This is a genomic window from Pyxidicoccus sp. M15 (genome assembly GCF_056858435.1).
This window is the reverse complement of record NZ_CM166495.1, coordinates 75,609-93,909: the sequence shown is the minus strand read 5'-3', so window position 1 is coordinate 93,909 and position 18,301 is coordinate 75,609. Positions and strand designations below refer to the sequence as shown.

The window sequence follows — 18,301 nt, the reverse complement described above, 5'->3', positions numbered from 1 at the left end:
TCATGCGTCCAGCCGCAATTCAGCGTCCTGGACGCGCGCGCCCTTGCGCTCGAACACCTCCACGCGCAGCACCGGCTCCTTCCACGTGACGCGCGTGAAGTTGCTCAGCTGCACGTAGCCGCCGTGCCGGGTGACGGCGTAGTCCGACTGCCCGTCGAGGACACCGGTCTGCTCGTACATGAAATCCGGCGGCACGAAGGCCGGCGCGGCGAAGGCGGACGAGATGATGGAGTAGAGGCGGAAGTCGGGCCGCGACGTGCTGCGCAGCTCGCTCCACATCGACGCGTGGATGTCCCCGGAGAGGAACACCACGCGCCGCACGCCGTTGTCGCGGATGAAGTCCAGCAGGTGCTGGCGCTGGTGCAGGAAGCCGGCCCACTTGTCGTGGCGCTCCACCGCCGCCAGGCCCGCCAGCTTCACGTCCGGGAACAGCGGCACCGACGACACCACGAACTTCAGCCCGCCCACGTCCCGCGTCAGCCAGTGCTTCAGCGCGTCCAGCTGCGACGGGCCGATGAGTTGCGGCGGCCGGGCCCGGTGGTAGCGCTCCGTGCGCGTGTCGAGCACGAAGAAGCGCGCGGGCCCCGCCTGGAAGTCGTACCAGTAGCGCGTCAGCGTGTTGGTGAGCCCCGGCACGTCGCGCCGCTCCAGCGCCGGCCCGTGCACCACCTGGTAGGCGCGGTACGCCTCCATCGCCGCGAGGAAGCGCACCCGGTTCGCCCAGCGCGTCTCGTTGCTCAGCCCCGGGTCCACCAGCTTGTCCATGGACCAGTTGTCGGCGACCTCGTGGTCGTCCAGCGTCATGTACGTGGGGATTCGTGCCATCACCCTGCGCAGGCCCGGCTGGGTGAAGGCATCCCGGTACGTGGCGCAGTACTCCTCGAAGGTGCGCGCGTCGCGGCGCACGTCCGCGTAGATCTGGTCCCCCACCATGAGGAGCAAATCCGTGGGCGTGCTGTCCGCCTGCGCGTAGAGCGTGTCGAAGATGCGGTCGCCGCGGTTGCCCAGGCCGACGATTTCCTCCTCGGACGGGCCCGGGCTGCGGCACGAGCCGAAGACGAAGGACAGCTCCGGGCTGCCCGGCGGCCGGGCGCTGCGGAAGGCCCCGGCCGTGGCTCCTCGCAGCTCCAGCCCCACCGGCGGCACCAGCAGGTGCTCCTCCACGTCGGAGAAGAAGTAGCCCATGCGGTACGCGTACGCGTGCGCGGGCTGGAGGCCGCCGAAGTCGACACTGCCGGTGAAGTCGTCCTCGGCGCGCAGCTTGAAGTAGGCCCCCTGGGCGGGCGTGGTGGAGCCGGCCGTGAGGATTTGGGCGATGCCGTAGCAGTAGCGACCGCCCGGCGGGCGCGGGGGCTCGCCCCGCCCCCACAGGCGCACGGACGTGTCGGTGGTGGACCCGACGATGGGGCCCACCGTCACCGGGTGGACGGGGAACGCGAGCGCCATGGGGAGGGGGCCTCCTGTCCCCCACCTGCCAGCGGGATTCCGAAGCAGCGCGCACTCCCCGTCAATCGCTCGGGGAGGCTGGGGTACGTCCGACAACGTCTCCACGACGCGACCCGGCTTGCCCTGCTTCCCCCGGAAGGCTGGAATGCGCGTCCCCCACCCTCCGGAGATGAACGCCCGATGACGGACCCGACGCCCACCTCCCCCGCTGGCGCCTCCCACCGCCGCAAGCCGCTGCTCTTCGGCCTGGGTGGCATGGTGGTGGCACTCGCGGCCGCGGCCTTCGTCCTCTGGGGGGGCCGTCCCGGCGCGCACTCGAAGGCGGAGGATGGGCACGACCACGAGCACGAGGCGAAGGGCTCCCGCCCAGAGGCCCCGACGGCCCCCGTGGAGGTGCTGCGCCACACGGACCGCGCGGCGCGGGCCGCCGCCACCGGAGACGCGGCCAGGGCGCGCGCGTCCCTGGCCGAGGCGCTGAAGCTGGCGCCGGACCACGCGCCGGCCCTCTTCGTCCAGGCCTGCCTGGCGCTGGAGACGGGCAACGACGCAGAGACAGCCACCGCGCTGGAGGCGCTGCAGGACGCCGTGCCGAACAGCAAGGAGGCGAAGCTGCTCCAGCGGATGCGCGAGCTGCGGCGCACCCCGGGCACCTCCTGGCAGCAGGCCTTCCGCGAGGCGTGGGTGGCCCTGGGCCGGCCCGACTTCCAGAAGAGCCGGCTGCTGCCGGGCGCCACGCCCCTGCCCCCCGACCCGGCCGACGCCGAGGCGGAGACGGCCGCGTGGACGCGCGCCACCTCGGACGAGGTGAAGCTGCTGCTGGCGCTGGGCGCGCGGAAGCTGGACGCGGAGAAGGCCCTGTTCCTGCTGGCGCAGGTGCCGAAGCTGGAGGACCCGGCCCTCTACATCGCGGTGAGGGACGCGCTGCGCGGGGACGCGCTGCCCGAGTCCTCGTACGAGGAGGCCCGGAAGGTCTTCCGCGACACGCTGGTGAAGCTGGCCGCGGCGCACCCGCGCTCCATGCAGCTCCAGTTGCTGTTGCTGCTGGGTGACACGGAGCAGGGCTCGGCGATGAGCGCCGCGGAGCTGGACGCGCTGGAGAAGGTGGCCGCGCTGCCGGTGTGGCGGGAGGGCTCCTTCGCGGACCTGTACCAGCACGCGCGCAAGGTGCTGAAGGACGCGGGCGTGCCGGACGCCAGCGCCATGGCCATGAGCGCGGTGTCGCGCAGCGTGATGGAGCGCGGCTCGTGGGTGCTGCGCACGCGCAACGTGGGCACCCGGGGCGGGCTGCCCCCCGAGGGCTTGAAGCGGCTGGGCCGCATGAACCGGGACATCGGCTCGCGCATGATTGAACAGCCGACGATGGCGGAGCGCATGTCGGGCCTGCAGCTCATCCGCGCCGGCACGCAGGACATGGAGGAGGACATCGGCCGGAAGCTGGCGCTGGCGCAGATTGAGTCGCTGGAGGCGGCCATCAAGGACTTCCAGAAGGCCGAGCTGTCGCGGTGGCCGCTGCACTCGCTGACGGAGGAGCTGCTGGAGCTGAGCACGCGTGACGAGCCGGCGTACCTGCTGTCCTTCGCCGCGGGCGCGCAGGGGGCGAGGGCCTCCGGAGAGCAGCCGTAGTGAGAGGAAGACGAGGACTCTCGGGCCCCGGGATACATGCCCCCCGGGGCCCGAGCAGGCCCCCCACGATGCAACGGAGCCGCCGCACGCCGGACCTCCAAGGTCGTCCGGGCAACCGCACTCCTTCCACGCGAGCGCCGGGACCAAGGGGGTGCATCCCGGGCGGCCTCCGCGTGGGCACCGTGGAATACCTCCACAGCGTTCAACGCTACATGGGCCGAAGAATATCGGCTGCGCCGGCACTGTCCACCCGCAGGGTCGTTCCTCCGGGGGGTGTCGTGACAGGCTGGATGCCTGGACCGACCCGCAGCCGCTGCGGGTTCACCCCTGGTGCGGGCAGGCACTTTGCATGGGGCCCCTGGCACCCACGTTCCGCCGCGCAAGGCCGGGTTGACGCGCTGCATGCGGTGGGCGGGCCCCTCGGCCGCCAAGCCCGCGCCTCACCATTGAGGACGCCGAGCGAGCTGCGCCGAAGCGATTTGAATGAGCCACCGTGGGGAAAAACGATGCAGAAAAACCCGCGCGCAGCCGGAACAGGAGCGTCAGGCCCGCTCGTCCCGGGCTCATCGCCGCTCTAGGCTGCTCCCATCCCGGAGGCTCGATGCACCCGAAGAGACATCACTGCTGGCCCTCGCCCAGGGTCCTCTCGCTGGCGGCGGGGTTCGCGCTCGCCTTCGCGGCGGGCTGCTCGGACGAAGTGGACGTGCCCAATCCGCTGACCAATCCCAAGGACGGCCCGCCGGCCGGCAATCCGAATGCGGAGGCCACGTGCGGCGTCCCGGCCGAGGCGGGCCTCGCGGACGTCTCCAAGCCCACCACCGTCGTCGGTACCGGGACTCCGGCCAGCTGCACCAGCGCCGCCTTCATCGCGGCCGTGGCCCGAGGCGGGGTCATCACCTTCGACTGCGGGCCGGAACCCGTCACCATCACCCTCGACAAGACGGCGAAGGTCTTCAACGACAAGGGGCCGGAGGTCGTCATCGACGGCAAGGGCCTGGTGACGCTCAGCGGCGTGGGCAAGCACCGCATCCTCTACATGAACACCTGCGACAAGGCGCAGGTGTGGACGACCGCGCACTGCGACAACCAGGACCATCCCCGGCTGACGCTCCAGAACCTGACGTTCGTGGACGCCAGCTCCAAGAGCGAGACGGAGTTCGACGGAGGCGGGGCGGTCTGGGTGCGCGGTGGCCGCGTGAAGGTCATCAACTCGCGCTTCTTCAACAACGCCTGCGCCGACGTCGGGCCTGACGTCGGAGGCGGCGCCCTTCGGGTGTTCAGCCAGTACGAGGGGCGGCCCGTCTACGTGGTGAACACGACCTTCGGCGGCAAGCAGGGCTATGGCGGGGTCTGCTCCAACGGCGGCGGCATCAGCAGCATCGGCGTGTCGTGGACCGTCATCAACAGCCTCTTCTCCTACAACCGGGCCATCGGCAACGGCGCGAACCCCGCCAGGGAAGGCACGCCGGGTGGGGGCAGCGGCGGGGCCATCTACAACGACGGCAACAAGATGACGCTGTCCCTCTGCGGCACGCGCATCGAGCACAACGAGGTCAACGCCCACGGCAGCGCCATCTTCTTCGTGAGCAATGACCACTCGGGCGACATCCGCATCGACCGCTCGGTCATCCAGAACAACACGGGCGGCTCGTGGTACGCGACGTATCCGCAGATCTCGAATCACTCGGATACGCCCATCGTGGTCACCCACTCCACGATTGAGTGACGTCAGCCGCGGCTCACGGGTGCGCGCCAGCTTCCATGGGCTGAGCGCGCCCCCCTGACTTCGCGAAGCTCGGCTGGAAGGTGACGCCCCTGGCCTGCGGTGATGTCCCGGCCAATGACCCGTTCCTCCCCTGCAGCCAGGAGATGGCGACGCCCGACATCCTCTTCGCGAACATCGCCAACCTCGCCGCCAACTACAACTCGCTGGCGTACCAGTCACCGCCGCCCATCACCGCGAAGCAGATTCGCTCGCGGATGATCTTCAACTCGCACCTGTACGGGATGGGCAACGGCGGACATGACTTCACCCAGTCGCTCACCGACAACGAGCGTTGGGCGCTCATCGAATACATGAAGACGCTCTGAGCCACCGTCCGGGGAAGGGCAAGGAGCGCACCCACTCCCTGCCCTTCCCGAGGTCCAGCACACCGGAGGAAGCTTGCTGCCAGACCCGGGTCGTGCGGTTCCTCTCGCAGGGACAGGTGGCCCAAATCGTGGGCTTCCACATGGTCCCCCTGGACATCAGCGACTTTCCCACCCGGCCCAACCAGGGGCTCGGGCTGCGGCAGAACCACATCGAGCGCATCCTGGCCGGCTGGGTCGGCGAGCTGGCGGTGCCCATCTATCGCTCACTCGAAGTAACGGGTTTCGCGCAGGACGACACCGGCGTCGACGTCGCGCTGTCCGACGGTCAATCGCTGCGGGCGGAATATCTCGTCGGGTGCGACGGAGGACGCAGCCTGATTCGCAAAGCAGCCGGCATCGAGTTCCCCGGGTGGGAGCCGACGACGAGCTGGATGATTGCCGAGGTCGAGATGACCGAGGAGCCAGCATGGGGGTTTCGCAGCGACGCCCTCGGCCCCCATGGCCTCGGCAAGGAGGAGGGAGGGCGGGTGCGGGTGGTGTTGACCAAGAAGCACATCGGCTCCACGCGCGAACCCACCCTGCGCGAGCTCAGTGAGGCGCTCATCGCCGTGTATGGAACTGACTTCGGGGTCCGCAATCCCACCTGGCTCTCCAGGTTCACCGACATGACGCGGCAGGCGGCGGCCTATCGCGACCGCCGCGTCCTGCTGGCCGGCGACGCCGCGCACGTGCATCCGCCGGTGGGTGGACAGGGCCTCAACATCGGCGTGCAGGATGCGGTGAATCTGGGATGGAAGCTGGCCCAGGTGGGTTTCCGAGCTCCTCCGCATGGACGAGCCTCGCAGACGACTCGCCGCGGAGCTGTCCGGTCTGGGCATTCATTACGACCTCGGCAAGGGGCACCCGCTGCTCGGACGCCGCATGCCCGACCTGGACGTGGTCACCGCCAACGGCCCGCTGCGGGTCTTCACCCTGCTGCACGCTGCCCGGCCGGTGCTGCTCAACCTCGGAGAGCCTGGCGGACTGGCGTGAGGAGCGGGCGTGTTTCGTTTACCTCCCACGACTCCCGTGCGACGAAGCCCTCCATGCCCAACTGGAAGCACCTGCAGGAGCTCAATGGCGGCGAGGACATCGGGTACTCCGATCCCCAGCTCTCGCTGAAGAACGAGGTATGGCTCTACTCGGCGGGTGGCGAGCTCCGGGTCTGGAGCGATGGAACCCTCCACAAGCAGGAGCCCAGGGCGCTGAAGCTCACCACGCCCGTGAAGGAGCGCTTCACGCTCTTCAAGCCGCTGTCGCTCCTCTTCGTGGACGTGGAAGTCCGAGGGACCCAGGCGGTGGTCCGCCGCGGCACCATGAACGGCGCCTACCTCCTCTCGCTCGTGGAGTCGAAGGAGGTCGAAGCGCTGGTGGCGCGCTACCGGACGCTCGGCTTCCGAGACGGCAACCCCTGGAACGCGACGAAGAAGCGCGTGACGCTCCGTGAGTACGTGAAGGGCACATCGACCGGTTGGGCCATCTCCGTCGATGGGAACCGGACCATCGAGGAGTATCGCAACGAGACAGTCACCGCGAGCCACGAGGACGCCATCGCGCGGGCGGAGAAGCTCATTCGCGCCAGGGAGAAGAAGGGATTCGTCCTGCGCTCGGTCGATCTCCGGGATGCGAAGTATCCCAATCCCGAACCGAAGGCTCCGAAGGGTTCCCCGAAGAAGTCCCCCGTGCCCAGGGGCCCCTCCTTCGCGAAGCCCCAGGACGCCTACGCGGCCGTCGACGCGGCCATCGCGATGCTGAAGGACCTCCACGAGCGCTTCCCCCGGGCGCACTTCGTCGCGGAGCAGCTGGACTTGAAGAAGGAGCCCGAGCGCATGGACTCCCTCGACCAGCAACTGTCCATCTTCAAGCGCAAATACAAGCACCGCATCGGGAGCTGGAAGGGGGCCAAGGCGCTCGAGCCCAGGAAGAGTGAGTCGAGCTGGGACTACTTCCTGCGCGTGTACGGCTCCATCACCTGGATTGTGGACAACGTCGTCGACAACGGCCTGCCCACCTTCCCCTGCGGCAACGTCACGGGCGGCGGCTGGAGCTGCCTGGAGATCGCCGACGACATCTACGAAATCGACGGGCTCGTCGAAGCCACCGGGAACGCGGACCTGGAGAACCTCTTCGTGTTCCACGGGGGGTGGCACATCGGCCGGTCCTTCGCCTTCGACCACCGCACGAAGTCCCCGACAGGGGAGCACGCCGTCGTTCCGTTCGACGAGAGCCTGCAAGCGCTCCCGAAGAAGACGGCTCCCGCGCGCATCCAGCCGTTCGGCGTGTGGCTCCACAAGCACGTGTCACGACTCGCGAGCATCGCGGAGGAGAACCTGCGCGAAGGACTCTGAGCCAGCCAACCGGAGCAGCAGCTCCATCGTCGGTATGGGCATGGACATCTGGGATATCTTCACCTTCTGGAACTAGCGACTCACACCCGCGGCAGGCGCTCCATCAGCGAGGCAAGGGACTCGCGGCTGGTGACACAGCGCCGGCGGAAGTCCTCGCTCAGGGCCGTGCAGGCAACAAGCCTGTCCCAGTACGCCAGGGCGTGGCGGGCGGCGTCTGCCCAGACGTCCAGGTTGTGCGCGTTCGGTAGCGCGGGCGTGAAGTCGCGCTCGACGAGGTGCGCGCCATCGGGCGCGAAGACCATGGGCAGCATGTCGTAGATGGGCGCGAGCTGGAACCGCCCCGGGGACGCTTCGAAGCAGGAGACATTGCCCAGGTGACGGTCGCTGTTCCCGATGAGCTGGCCGAAGGTGTCGAGCCAGCGGATGCGTCGGACATCGTCCTTGGTCAGGCGCCGCTCCTCGAGCAGACGCAGCGCGACCTGCGTCCAGTTCGCTCCCGAGCCGATGTACTCATTGTCGATGGCGCGCAGCGACAGCAGGGCACGCCGTCCAAAGCGGCCGAGCCGGTCGAACCGGGCAACCTCCAGGAAGCGGTAGTCGCCCTGATCAAACCACTCGGCGTCCGCAGCCTCGAACCCCTCCGAGCGAACGCAGTCCAGGGCCATCTGCTCGCACGCGAGCAGATCTCGCCAGCGCTGTCCCGCGCTGCCCGTGCTCGCATCCGCGAACTTCACGAGGACATACCGGTCCCCCGTGTAGACGACGAACTTCGGCTGCTCGCCTCCCGCCGATGAGCCCGCGCCTTGCGCGAGGTAGCCCCGAGCCCGCTCGGGATAGCTGGCGCGCTCCACCTCTCGCGCTTGCGTGTACAGCTCCAGATAGCGGGTCAGGGACTCGTCGCCCAGGATGACATTCCCCGTGCAGTCCTCGCCGCGACGGCACAGGGCGACGAGTACCTGGTCGTCGCTCCAGCTCTCCGTGCGTGATGGCAGCGTGAGGTCCAGGTTGCGCAGGAGGAAACCCCGCCCCATGTACCCCTGCGGGCGCATCTCCTCCGCGAAGGGCGGCAGTCCCTCGAAGTACTGCCCGGGTCCTGTCGCGGACTCCAGCCAGCAGCCTCCATTGGCCAGGAAGTGGAGCGTGCCAGACCGGAGGATCTGACCCGCCTCGTCCACCCGGTGCACCGGAACTTGAGTGCCCAGCCCGGGCACGGAGCGCGTGCGGGCGTACTTCGCCCCTCGGGTCTTTCCCATCCGGCAGACCGCGTCCCCCGCGGCATTGAGCCACCGGGAGAGGGTCTGCTGTGAGACGCCAAAGTGCTGTTGGAGCGTCTCCGCCCGCACCGGCTGCAGGCGCTGAATGATTTCAAGGAGTTCGGCGGTAGAGGGGGCAGTCATGGGTACATCGGTGAGTAGATAACGAGCGAAACTCCCGACGCAACCAGCTGATTTAACTGAAAAGCGACCAGGGGCATCCCTGTGTACGAGCAGATATCGTGGGTAGATACAGGGGTAGATACTGTTCGAACACGGTCGCCTGGGAACCTCCGAACGTGAGGCCGCTCGCCTGTGGAGCCCCCATCCGGACGGGCGGTGTGTGGCAAGTCCCCACGTCCACGAGCGATGCCCTGAACTCCGCGAACCTCGAGTGGCTCGTCGAAGCCGAGGCACCGCCACAACAGAAGCGGTCGAAAGATGCCTTCCCCTTCGACAAGCTCCTCCGCTCCCTCGTCGTCGCTGAGAAGGTATGCCCTTCGCGTCCCCGCTCGGACGCACGAAGGGAGCTGACGATGCAGGGGGACTCTGACGAGCACACCCAGGGACGCGTGTCGTCCCGGTGGGTGGCGTTCCTCATCACCGGATTCGTTCTCACGCTGCCCGGCATCGCCGCCGCCCAGGCCTACGAGGGCAGGGCCTGTACGGCGAAGGGAAGCCACTCGCTGAAAGGGCTCCAGGTGGGCGCGAGCCTCGCGGGCGGAATCTCCCAGGGCCTCACGGGGGACTTCTCGGACTGGGCGTCATCGACGCTGCTGCCGAAGGGCAAACCTCCCGCCTGCGAGGACTGTCCGCCCGAGGCCGAGGACGACCTCCGCGAGCGGGAGATGACCGCGCACGAGTGGACGTGTGGCTACTCGGCGGAGAAGGCGATGGACGGCAAGCCGGACACGGCCTGGTGCGAAGGCGCGAAGGGAACAGGCGTGGGAGAGGTGCTGCTGGCGAAGGTGGAGCCGGGCAGGCCGGTGAGCATCTGGGCGGGCTTCGGCAAGTCGGCCCAGCTCCATGCGGCGAATGCGAGGCCACGCAAGGTCCGGCTCGTCATGCTCCAGGCGCGGAGCGCGGCGGCAAGTCAGTCGAGCATCGACTACGGAGGGCTCACCGTGGCCGCCATGGGAGAAGTCGAGCTGAAGGACGTCAACGACTACCAGGAACTGAAGCTCCCCGCGTTCAAGCCCGACTCGAACGCCGCGGGCACCTTCGTCGCCATCGAGGTGCTGTCCGTCTACCCGGGCAAGAAGTTCACGGACCTGTGCATCAGCGAGGTGCGTGCTTCGGACAAACCCTGAGGTGTGACGTCGGATTCATCGCGCCGGCCCTGGAGCAGGAGTCCAAGGTGAGCGCCGCCACCAGTGCCTGCTGCACCGCCCTGCCGAGGACGTCCCAGGGCTTCCGTGACGGCCTTCCGCGGTCCCAGGCCGGGTGCAACTCGGCCAACGGTGGCGGCTCCAGCAACTGGACCTGCGCGGGTCCTCGCGGGTAGCGGCTGGACCTCTCCCACACTTCTCCTCCAGCTCCTCGGTGGCGAAGAAGCGCAGCCGGCCGGGCTTCCTTCGTGCCGGAGCTGTTGCGGCCGTGGGACGCGGACCGACAGGGCACCCACCCAAGGGCCCCGTCTCCTTGTTGCGCGAGGACGGCGGAGGACGTCGGTGTCAGCCGTGGGGAGCGTCGAGGGCGAGGCTACATCGCGGGCCGTCACGCGTGGGCGGGTGCGGTGACCTGAAGAGTAGCGTCCCGCGCTACAGCCGGGCGGAGTTCCGTGACTGAAACGGACACACCCCGAGCCCCCATCCATTCCCTGCCATGGAACCGCAAAGCCCGTTTTCCAGGGTGGTTGTCATTATCTTCATTGTTTCACATGAATGATAAATGGCACGGCGCCTGCTTCAGGTGAGCGTGCGTCCTGCCGCGCCCGGTCAGGTCGCGCAGCTCAACCCCGCACAAGGACTCACCCCATGACCCGTCGTTCCTCACGAGGTCTTCGTGACTTCGTTGCGTTTCCGTTGCGTTCGCCGTTCCTGCGCTCGCTCGTGCTCGGTGGCCTGGTGGTGGCCTCCCCCGCCTGGGCAGGCGACCCGGAGGAAGGCGAGCGTGGCGGCGTCGCCAGCGTCGTCGGCATGGCCCTGGAAGATGGTGCGCTCACGGTGCGCATCCTGTGGGAGGACCGGGAGGAGATGCCGCCCGAGTCAGCGAAGCTGCTCTCCTACGACGGCAGGGAGAATGTCCTGGCCGCGCAGGAGGTGACGCTGAAGCCTGGCGAGGTGTCGGAGGTGAAGTTGTTTGGCGCGCTGGCGAAGCCCTGGGAGACGGGCTGGGCCCAGAAACTCGTCCTGAAGAGCTCGATGGATGAGGCGATGGTCGTCCAGCCCTACGACGTCAACCTGGACTGCCCGACTGAAGATGAATGTGGGTTCGTGGTGTCGCCCGGCATCAGCTCCAGTCCGGAAGTCGTGCATGTGAGCACCGCGCTGAACGAGGCCCTCGACTCCATCAAGGCGAAATACGGGGGAGAGAACATCGACCTGGTGAAGTCGGTGAGCGAGCTCTTCCCCCACCTGCGCGGCGAAGTGCTGGTCTACAGCGAGCAGATGGCACAGCGGGTTGCCGACCAGATTCAATGCTATTGCACGTGGACGACCACGACCAGCCGCACCCCGAGCGGTCTGGGCCAGAGCCTGAACAACCGGAACCCCGCGGGCTATCTCTCGGGCTGGACCGGCCCGGGCGCGAAGCAACAGATGACCATCGGCATCATGCCCGCGGGCAGCACGCAGCAGGGCATCTATGGCCAGGCTTCGGGCAGCAGCATGGTGGGGCTCAGCGAGACATGCTCACAGAATGTCCCTCGCTATACGCGGGATATCAACGTTCGCTACCCCGACAACCGCGAAGGGGTCTTCCGCGTCAGGGCTCTCGTTTCCACCTACTGCAGCGGGTGCCCGGCGAGCTTCACCCATTATGGCCGTATCAGCGCTCGCACGGCTGTCAGCGCGGTGGCGCCCAACAGTATCGCCTTTGCGCAGGAGCACGGGAGTTGGCGTGTGGATACCAACGCCCCTACGCTCGACCTGTACGCCAACCAGACCGACAGCTTCGACAAGGCGGACACTGAAGGCGTGGGCTTCGTCACCACGAGCACGAACCGCGTCGACTTCTCCGGCATGGTGTCGGCGCAGGGAAGCAACTCCGCGCCGGCGACCAGCGAGGCGAGGATGGGTTATGCAGTGGCCATCTACGGCGAGGTTTATGACTGCCCGGTCAGCTCCCACGGGTATGTCTGGGATTATGGCACCACGCAGGGTGGGGCTCAGCTCACCAGCCTGAGGAAGTCGCTCCGAGACGACTTCTTCCTCCCGTATTTCAACATCCCGGTCAATCCGTAGTCTCGCGGCCTTGTCCGCATCCGCCGTCCCGACGGAGGAACTGCACGAGAGCCACCTCGATACCTACCGGACTTCACCGTCTACTCCTGGGACGGACCCTCGAAGACTGAGGTGGTGGGCTGGGGCATCTGCTGCGACGGCACACTGACGGAGATTGGCGTCACATTCAGCGCGGGCGCGTGCCGCCGCTGCCAGAAGTCCTCGTCCATCCAGCGCCGCTCCCGCGCGTAGTGGGCCTGGCGCGCCTCCAGGTAGCCGGAGAACTCCTCCTCCCGCTCCCGTGCGTAGTCCTCCAGCGCCTCCCGGTCCCCTCGCAGGGAGGCCACCAGCGCGCGTGCCGCCGCCTGTCCCGTGCGCAGCCCCTTGACGATGCCGCTCGAGGACAGTGGATCCCACATGGCCGCCGCGTCCCCCACGGCGGCCCAGCCTTCTCCGGCCGCGCGCTCCAGGCGGCTCGTCTCGCAGGGGCGGACATGCAGCCGCCGCACCGTCGGCGGTCCTCCCAGCCCCCGCGTCAGGTGACGGGTCCGGGCCAGCAGCGCGCTCCACCCGGCGGGGCGCAACGCGTTGTGGCGCTCCAGCACATCCACGTCGCTCATCAGGGTGAAGATGAGGCGCCCCTGCGGCAGGGGCGCCGCGTACCACCAGCCCGAGGGGGTGGCCTCCACCCGGAGCAGGTGCTCCTCGTGGCCCGGCGGCCTGTCCACGACGGCTGACACGCTGCAAAGCCTGTCATGGTTCCGCCGCCGCACGCCGCGGTATCGCGCCACCTGCGCCGAGCGTCCCGTTGCGTCCACCAACACCGTGCAGTGCAACGTCCTCGGGCCCTCGGGCGTGCCGATTCGGAGCCGCCACCCGCGCTCCTCACGCTCCAGGTGGGTGACGCAGGCGCTCCTCCACAGCTCCACGCCCTGAGACTGCGCGTGGCGCGCCAGCAGGCCGTCCAACTGCCGGCGCTCCACGTGCCAGCCCTGGCCGTAGGGGTTGGTGAGGAAGGAGTGGTGGTGGGGCTCCTCCGAGCCCCAGGTGGCTTCCAGGCCGTACGAGGCCAGGAAGCCCTCCGTCTCCAACGGTTCAGGGGCGAGCCACCGCCGCAACTCGGCGAACGCCACCGGGGAGAGTGTCTCCCCAGGGCGCCAGGGCGAGTAGTCCGTGCGCTCCAGCACGCAGGTGGACACCCCCGCTCTCACCAGGGTCAGCGCGGCGCTCAGCCCCGCAACCCCGCCGCCCACCACCACGGCTGTGCAGGTGGCTCGCCCGTCCATCACGTGCTCCGCTCCTGCGACTCGAAGAAGTGCTCGCCCTCCTGGAGGACGAAGCCCAGGCTCGACCACCTCTGCTGCATCTGGATGTACATGGCCAGGTCCCTGGCGGGGATGTCCTCCGTTGCCTGGGATTGGAGCTCCGGCTTCCGCGCCTCGACTTCGGCCACCTTCTCCAGCTCGCGCGTCCAGGACACCATGGCGAGGTCCCCCTTGTTGGCGAACACGTCATCCGGCCGGTGGGCGCACCACCACATGTGATACATGCGCTCGCCGTCGTACGGGATGTGCGCCGCGGGGTAGAGCTGCTTCTTGCACTGGTAGAAGTCCGCCTGCCAGGGCAGCGCCATCTGCTGGGAGAAGAAGCCTGGGCGGATGGGCAGCGTGTCCGGGGCACCGGGGAAGACATTCCCCGAGTGCCTGACGCGGAAGGGCGCTGCGTACAGCTCGGGCCTGCGCACCATCCAGCTGCAGTCGATGCCGGGGAAGAAGGGGCCTCCCACCGAGCTCTCCATCGCGGCCCGGTCCAGCCCCTCGGCGGTGATGGCCTGGGGAATGGCCTGGGCCGCCGCCGGGTCCCAGTCCTCCACGAACTCACCCGCGGCCCAGCGCTCGAGCACCGCGTACTGCACGCGCGTGAGGCTCATGAAGTAGTCCGGCCCGGGCTGCTTCTCCAGGTCCGAGTACTGGTCTCCCAGCCCCTTGGGCATGAGCAGGGGCTCGTTGCCGGTGTTGTTGGAGGGGTTGCGCATGTAGCCGAAAATCGTCCTGCGCATGCGCCTGCCCCGGCTGGAGGACAGCGAGCCCAGGTCCTGCTCCACGCCCGCGAGGCTCCCATGGAAGGACTTGGAGGCTTCGGGGTTGTGCACCTGGCGCTGCTGCAGGGCACGCTCGAGCAGCGGGTAGACCTCGTGGAGGAAGGAGGGCTTGTAGCTCTTGAACGTGTTCCCCTGGGCGTCCCAGTCCGCCCGCTGCGCCGCGAGCCGCGCGAAGAGCCCCTGGGAGAAGAGGCCATCCGTGTCGACGAGCTTCACCTCCTGGGGGAAGCGCACGGCCACGTCCCACAGGGTGTCCAGCAGGCGGACGGTGATGCCCACCGAGGGCGCGAAGTCGGGCGGCCCCACCAGGACCCAGGCCCCGGTGTCACCCTCCAGCTTCGCCACCTGCGTCTTGCCGTCCACCACGTAGGTGACCTCGGCCGACACCGGCCCGTCCGCCATGTCGTCGAACCAGTGGTCGTTGTTCACGTAGTTGTTGATGAGCGTGCCGGGCTTCGTCGTCTGGGCCTCGCCGGGCCCGCCGAGCACGAGCAGGTGGCCATTCTCATCCGTGCGCAGCTCCCCCAGGGACTTGATGGGGATGTGGCTCTTGGTGTTGGTGAAGGGGACCGGCGGGCTGTTGCGGCCCGAGATGGACTTCGGGCCCGGGTCGATGACGAGCAGCCGCTCCCGGTCCGCCGCGGGCACGTGGCTGTTGCGCAGCCGGTTCTGCGTGTCATGCACGCCCGGCTCGGTCTCCGGCCCCTTCCATTGGCCGTTCGCGCCGTCCTGCCCGTCGAACTTGAAGAAAGCGGCCTTGCGGTTGGCCAGGTGGGCCTTCCAGGTGATGTGGGTGATGCCCTGGCTGCCAGCGGTCACCTCGCGCACCGGGACCATCTGGCTGCCCTGGAGCTCGTACTCGAAGATGCGGAAGCGGGCCGCCTGGCGCTTGACGCGGCCCTGGCTGTCCTTGAAGGGGCGGAACTTCTTCTGGGCTTCGTCGTAGTTGGGCCGCTCGTTGGGCCGCTCGGGGCCGATGAAGAACCCGGTTGGGGAGTCGCCCACGCGGGCGACACCGATGGCGGGGTGGATGCGGAAGAATCTCTGGCTCATTGTGAGGTTTCCGTTCTCTCAGTGGGTTTCCTGGTCGAGCTGGTCGAGGAGGTCCAACAGGCGCTGCTTGTCCTTCGCGGGCATGTCGCGGTCGGGCGGCATCTTGAAGCCTGTGATTCGGGTCTGGGCGGGGTTCGGGTCGACGCGGTCGAGCATGGGACTGGTCTGGTCTGCAATCAGGTCCTTGCTGAAGACATCGAAGCGAATGGCGCCGTGACAGCGGTAGCAGTACTTGTTCAGCAGCCCCAGCAGCTCCTTGTCCTGAGGCTTGGAGCTCCACGTCAGGGGAGTGGGCGTCGGCTTGCGCGTCCTGTGGAGCGGGTGGCTGAGATTGGCGAACTCGAAGCCGCGCGTGATGAGGTCCGGCTCCGGCTGGACCGAGTTCTGGTGCAATTGCAGCCACTTGTCGGTGGCCGCGAGTTGGAAGCTCTGGTTGTTGACGCGCCGCTGCTGGTCGGCGATTTCCCGGTTGATGGTGCGAAGGATGTCGAAGGCCGCGGCGTACTGGGGCGACTTCGTATCCTTGCCAGCATCGAACAGAGGGGCCGGGGCGTCGGGTCTGGTCAGGGCTGGGAAGTCGCCATCCTTGAGGCGGTCCATCCAGTGGTCGGTGTCCAGGAGGTTGAGGATGGCCTGACCCTTGAGCGAGCCGTGGCAGGTGTCGCATCCATTGGGCACGAAGTAGGGCGCCGCGCCGGCCGTGTCACCGGCGGCCACCAGGTTGCCTGCGTCGAAGAAGGCGTCGAGCTGGTAGGAGAGCTTGTAGCCGTTCGCCGAGGGGCCGAAGTCCACCCAGTAGATGCTGTCGACCTCCGCGCACTCCTCCCGGGTGCCGGTGCAGTGGGTGACGAGGGAGACCTGGGTGTTGACGGAGCTGTTCTTCAGGTTGCTGGGTGGGGTGCCGCCGAAGGGGCTATGGGCGGGTGGGCTGGTGAAGTGGTTGAAGAGAATCCAGGCGCTCTCCACGTGGTGCCTGGCCGCCTCGGAGCTGGGGCGGGATTTGATGCGCACCAGCCGGCGCCAGCCGATGTCGCGCTTCTCGGGAGCCACGGCGAAGTTGACAATCTTGGGCGCGAAGAAGCGGGAGACGAGGATGTCCCCCTTCTGGCGGGGAGGTGGCGTGGTGCCGCCGGAGGTGCGCTCGACGACGGTCCACTGATTGCCGATGCCCGTGTGCCAGGTGGTGACGCTCCGGGCGCTGTCGGGGCGGTGCAGGTAGTCACCCTTCCACGACTTGAGCAGGAGCTTGCCGTTGGTGAACTCGGCCGTCCAATCGTTGCCAATGCCCGTGTGCCAGGTGGTGATGCCCTGGTTGCTGTCAGGGCGGTGCAGATAGTCCCCCTTCGAGGACTTGAGCCGGACCTTGTCCCCCACGCACTCGACAGCCCAGATGTTGCTGGCCCCCGTGGATGCGGAGGTGACACCCTGGGCGGTGTCGGAACGGCTCAGCGAGTCGCCCTTCCACGACTTGAGCTCGATGGACTTGCCACAGTAGGGAAAGGCCGACGCAGGGGGCCCGCCCATCAACTTCTCAGGGGCCTCGAACTCCACGACCTCGGGAGAGAGCTCCGAGTAGCCGAGGTAGTTGAGCAGCTCCTGCATGCTTGCCTTCGACTCGATGGTCTCCGGCGTGAGGAAGTTCAGCGTCCTGGCGAGTTTCTTGTAGTAGGCCGAGGCCTCCGCCGCGCTGCCGTTGTTGAGAGCGCTGGGCTTGGCCCCGGGGGCGGAGGGCTGGGCGGAGGCTGTCGAGCCCAGCAGCAGGAGCGCGGAGCAGAGGCCCGCCCACACGCGGCTACCTCGGTGGCGAGGGCGGTTGGGGAATGCGACATGGCGGGGAGGTCTATGTAAAGGCATACATTTCTCCGGCTCAGGTTCGCTGCGGAGCCGGCGTTGTGCAGGGTTTGCGCCAGGGCGACGCGCTACTGCGAAAAGGGCTCTCACGAGGGAGCGCGGCGTGATGCCCTGAAGAGGGGCACGTGTCAGGAGGAAGGGCTGACACGCCAGCGCGACGAGCAACGCGTTAGCGGCTGCGATTGACACGTCAGCGCGGCGGGTGGCACATCAGCTGCCCCAAAGGGCATGGAGATGTGGGAAATCGTTACAAAGCCACAGCTCCACGGGCCTTCGCTGGTGTCTGAACCCAAAGACCGGCGCCAACGGGTTCGAATGTCGCCCGGGTCAGCCGTTCAGAGAATCGGCTTCAGGACCCTCCGGCCGTACGCGATGAACGCCATGACGAGCACGAGGCTCTCGAGCGCCAGGACCGTGGCGGCCACCACCGTGAGCGCCGGCTGCCAGTGGAAGGCAGCGGCAACGCATCAAGGGACGGCCCCCTCGCTGACCTTGTCGAACATGAAGACCTTCATGACGCCCGACGCTCCGTACACGAGCGCGGCGAGGACCTGCGGGAACCACAACAGGATGTTCATCGTGTGCCTGCTCCCGGTTTCCGCATCGGCGTGCGCAGCGCGGTGTCTCCCTGCGCGCTCCTCGTTCTGAGCCCAGCGACCTTCTTCGTGGACGGGCCCGTGACAGACAAGCAATGGAGGCCCATTGGTGGGCGCGGCCCAGGGTCCAGCCAGCTTCGAGGTCGTGGACCGATGCGTGCGTAACCACAAGGCGCTCCGCTGAGCGGGGCGTTACCGAGCCTCTCGGGTCGTCATCGACGTAGGCTCGCGAACGCCTCCGCAATCCACCATGGGGGCGTTCGGGCGCTTACATCCGCATCTCCGCCGCGAGCCGCTTCACGTCGGGTGGGTAGAGCGAAGTGTGTCGCGTGATTGGCCAGAGCGGCTGTTCCAACTCGGTCGCGGAGAAGAGGAGCCATCGGTAGACCTCCGCCCGTGCTTGAGAACGGCGCGAAGAGGCGGACCGCCGAAGCCCGCCCCGAGCAACGCGTACAGGACCCCGCCGAACACGTAGCCTGGCGGCGCCCTCACCGCCTCCGTGCCAAGGTCATCGGCG

The 18,301-nt window shown here is 68.1% G+C and carries 12 protein-coding genes and 1 pseudogene; 8 read left to right on the top strand and 5 right to left on the bottom strand.

Annotated features, from left to right (window positions below; translation table 11 throughout):
* Nucleotides 1-1,446, bottom strand: coding sequence for an alkaline phosphatase D family protein (locus ACX9TP_RS00365; RefSeq protein WP_482977682.1), 1,446 nt, complete (start codon nt 1,444-1,446; stop codon nt 1-3).
* A gap of 180 nt (nt 1,447-1,626) precedes the next feature.
* On the opposite strand from ACX9TP_RS00365, the gene ACX9TP_RS00360 reads away from it, so the two are divergent.
* The 6 genes and pseudogenes from ACX9TP_RS00360 (at nt 1,627) to ACX9TP_RS00335 (ending at nt 7,547) form a co-directional block, all read left to right on the top strand.
* On the top strand, nt 1,627-3,069 hold the full coding sequence (locus tag ACX9TP_RS00360; protein WP_482977681.1) for a hypothetical protein: 1,443 nt from the start codon (nt 1,627-1,629) through the stop codon (nt 3,067-3,069).
* Nucleotides 3,070-3,670: 601 nt separating this feature from the next.
* Entirely contained in the window at nt 3,671-4,795 is a 1,125-nt protein-coding gene (locus ACX9TP_RS00355) for a hypothetical protein (protein WP_482977680.1), read from the top strand.
* 80 nt (nt 4,796-4,875) lie between these two features.
* A complete protein-coding gene (locus ACX9TP_RS00350; RefSeq protein ID WP_482977679.1) occupies nt 4,876-5,160 on the top strand; it encodes a hypothetical protein in 285 nt (94 codons plus the stop codon).
* 140 nt (nt 5,161-5,300) lie between these two features.
* Nucleotides 5,301-5,909 (top strand): annotated as a pseudogene (locus ACX9TP_RS00345) (FAD-dependent monooxygenase); the annotation flags it as partial.
* 79 nt (nt 5,910-5,988) lie between these two features.
* Nucleotides 5,989-6,192: an aromatic-ring hydroxylase C-terminal domain-containing protein gene (locus tag ACX9TP_RS00340; RefSeq protein ID WP_482982344.1), complete on the top strand. Its 204-nt coding sequence runs from the start codon at nt 5,989-5,991 to the stop codon at nt 6,190-6,192.
* 53 nt (nt 6,193-6,245) lie between these two features.
* The gene (locus ACX9TP_RS00335) at nt 6,246-7,547 is read left to right on the top strand and encodes a hypothetical protein (RefSeq protein ID WP_482982372.1); all 1,302 of its coding nucleotides are present in this window, start codon (nt 6,246-6,248) and stop codon (nt 7,545-7,547) included.
* Between the two features lie 80 nt (nt 7,548-7,627).
* Here the strand turns inward: ACX9TP_RS00335 and yjjJ are convergent, their stop codons facing one another.
* Nucleotides 7,628-8,944 (bottom strand): type II toxin-antitoxin system HipA family toxin YjjJ, encoded by a 1,317-nt coding sequence (gene yjjJ, locus ACX9TP_RS00330; RefSeq protein WP_482977678.1) that lies wholly within the window; start codon nt 8,942-8,944, stop codon nt 7,628-7,630.
* Between the two features lie 392 nt (nt 8,945-9,336).
* Between yjjJ and ACX9TP_RS00325 the strand changes: the two genes are divergently transcribed.
* Together ACX9TP_RS00325 and ACX9TP_RS00320 are read left to right on the top strand one after the other, a co-directional pair.
* Nucleotides 9,337-10,110 (top strand): NADase-type glycan-binding domain-containing protein, encoded by a 774-nt coding sequence (locus tag ACX9TP_RS00325; protein ID WP_482977677.1) that lies wholly within the window; start codon nt 9,337-9,339, stop codon nt 10,108-10,110.
* 666 nt (nt 10,111-10,776) lie between these two features.
* A complete protein-coding gene (locus ACX9TP_RS00320) occupies nt 10,777-12,204 on the top strand; it encodes a hypothetical protein (RefSeq protein WP_482977676.1) in 1,428 nt (475 codons plus the stop codon).
* Between the two features lie 80 nt (nt 12,205-12,284).
* On the opposite strand, the gene ACX9TP_RS00315 is transcribed toward ACX9TP_RS00320, so the two are convergent.
* From ACX9TP_RS00315 to ACX9TP_RS00305, 3 genes are read right to left on the bottom strand one after another with little or no spacing between them, the layout of a single operon-like run.
* Entirely contained in the window at nt 12,285-13,469 is a 1,185-nt protein-coding gene (locus ACX9TP_RS00315) for an NAD(P)/FAD-dependent oxidoreductase (protein WP_482982343.1), read from the bottom strand.
* On the bottom strand, nt 13,469-15,337 hold the full coding sequence (locus ACX9TP_RS00310) for a LodA/GoxA family CTQ-dependent oxidase (RefSeq protein WP_482977675.1): 1,869 nt from the start codon (nt 15,335-15,337) through the stop codon (nt 13,469-13,471). Before ACX9TP_RS00310 ends, ACX9TP_RS00315 begins: the two co-directional genes overlap by 1 nt.
* A gap of 18 nt (nt 15,338-15,355) precedes the next feature.
* Nucleotides 15,356-17,125: a fascin domain-containing protein gene (locus ACX9TP_RS00305; RefSeq protein WP_482977674.1), complete on the bottom strand. Its 1,770-nt coding sequence runs from the start codon at nt 17,123-17,125 to the stop codon at nt 15,356-15,358.
* Nucleotides 17,126-18,301 lie beyond the last annotated feature (1,176 nt).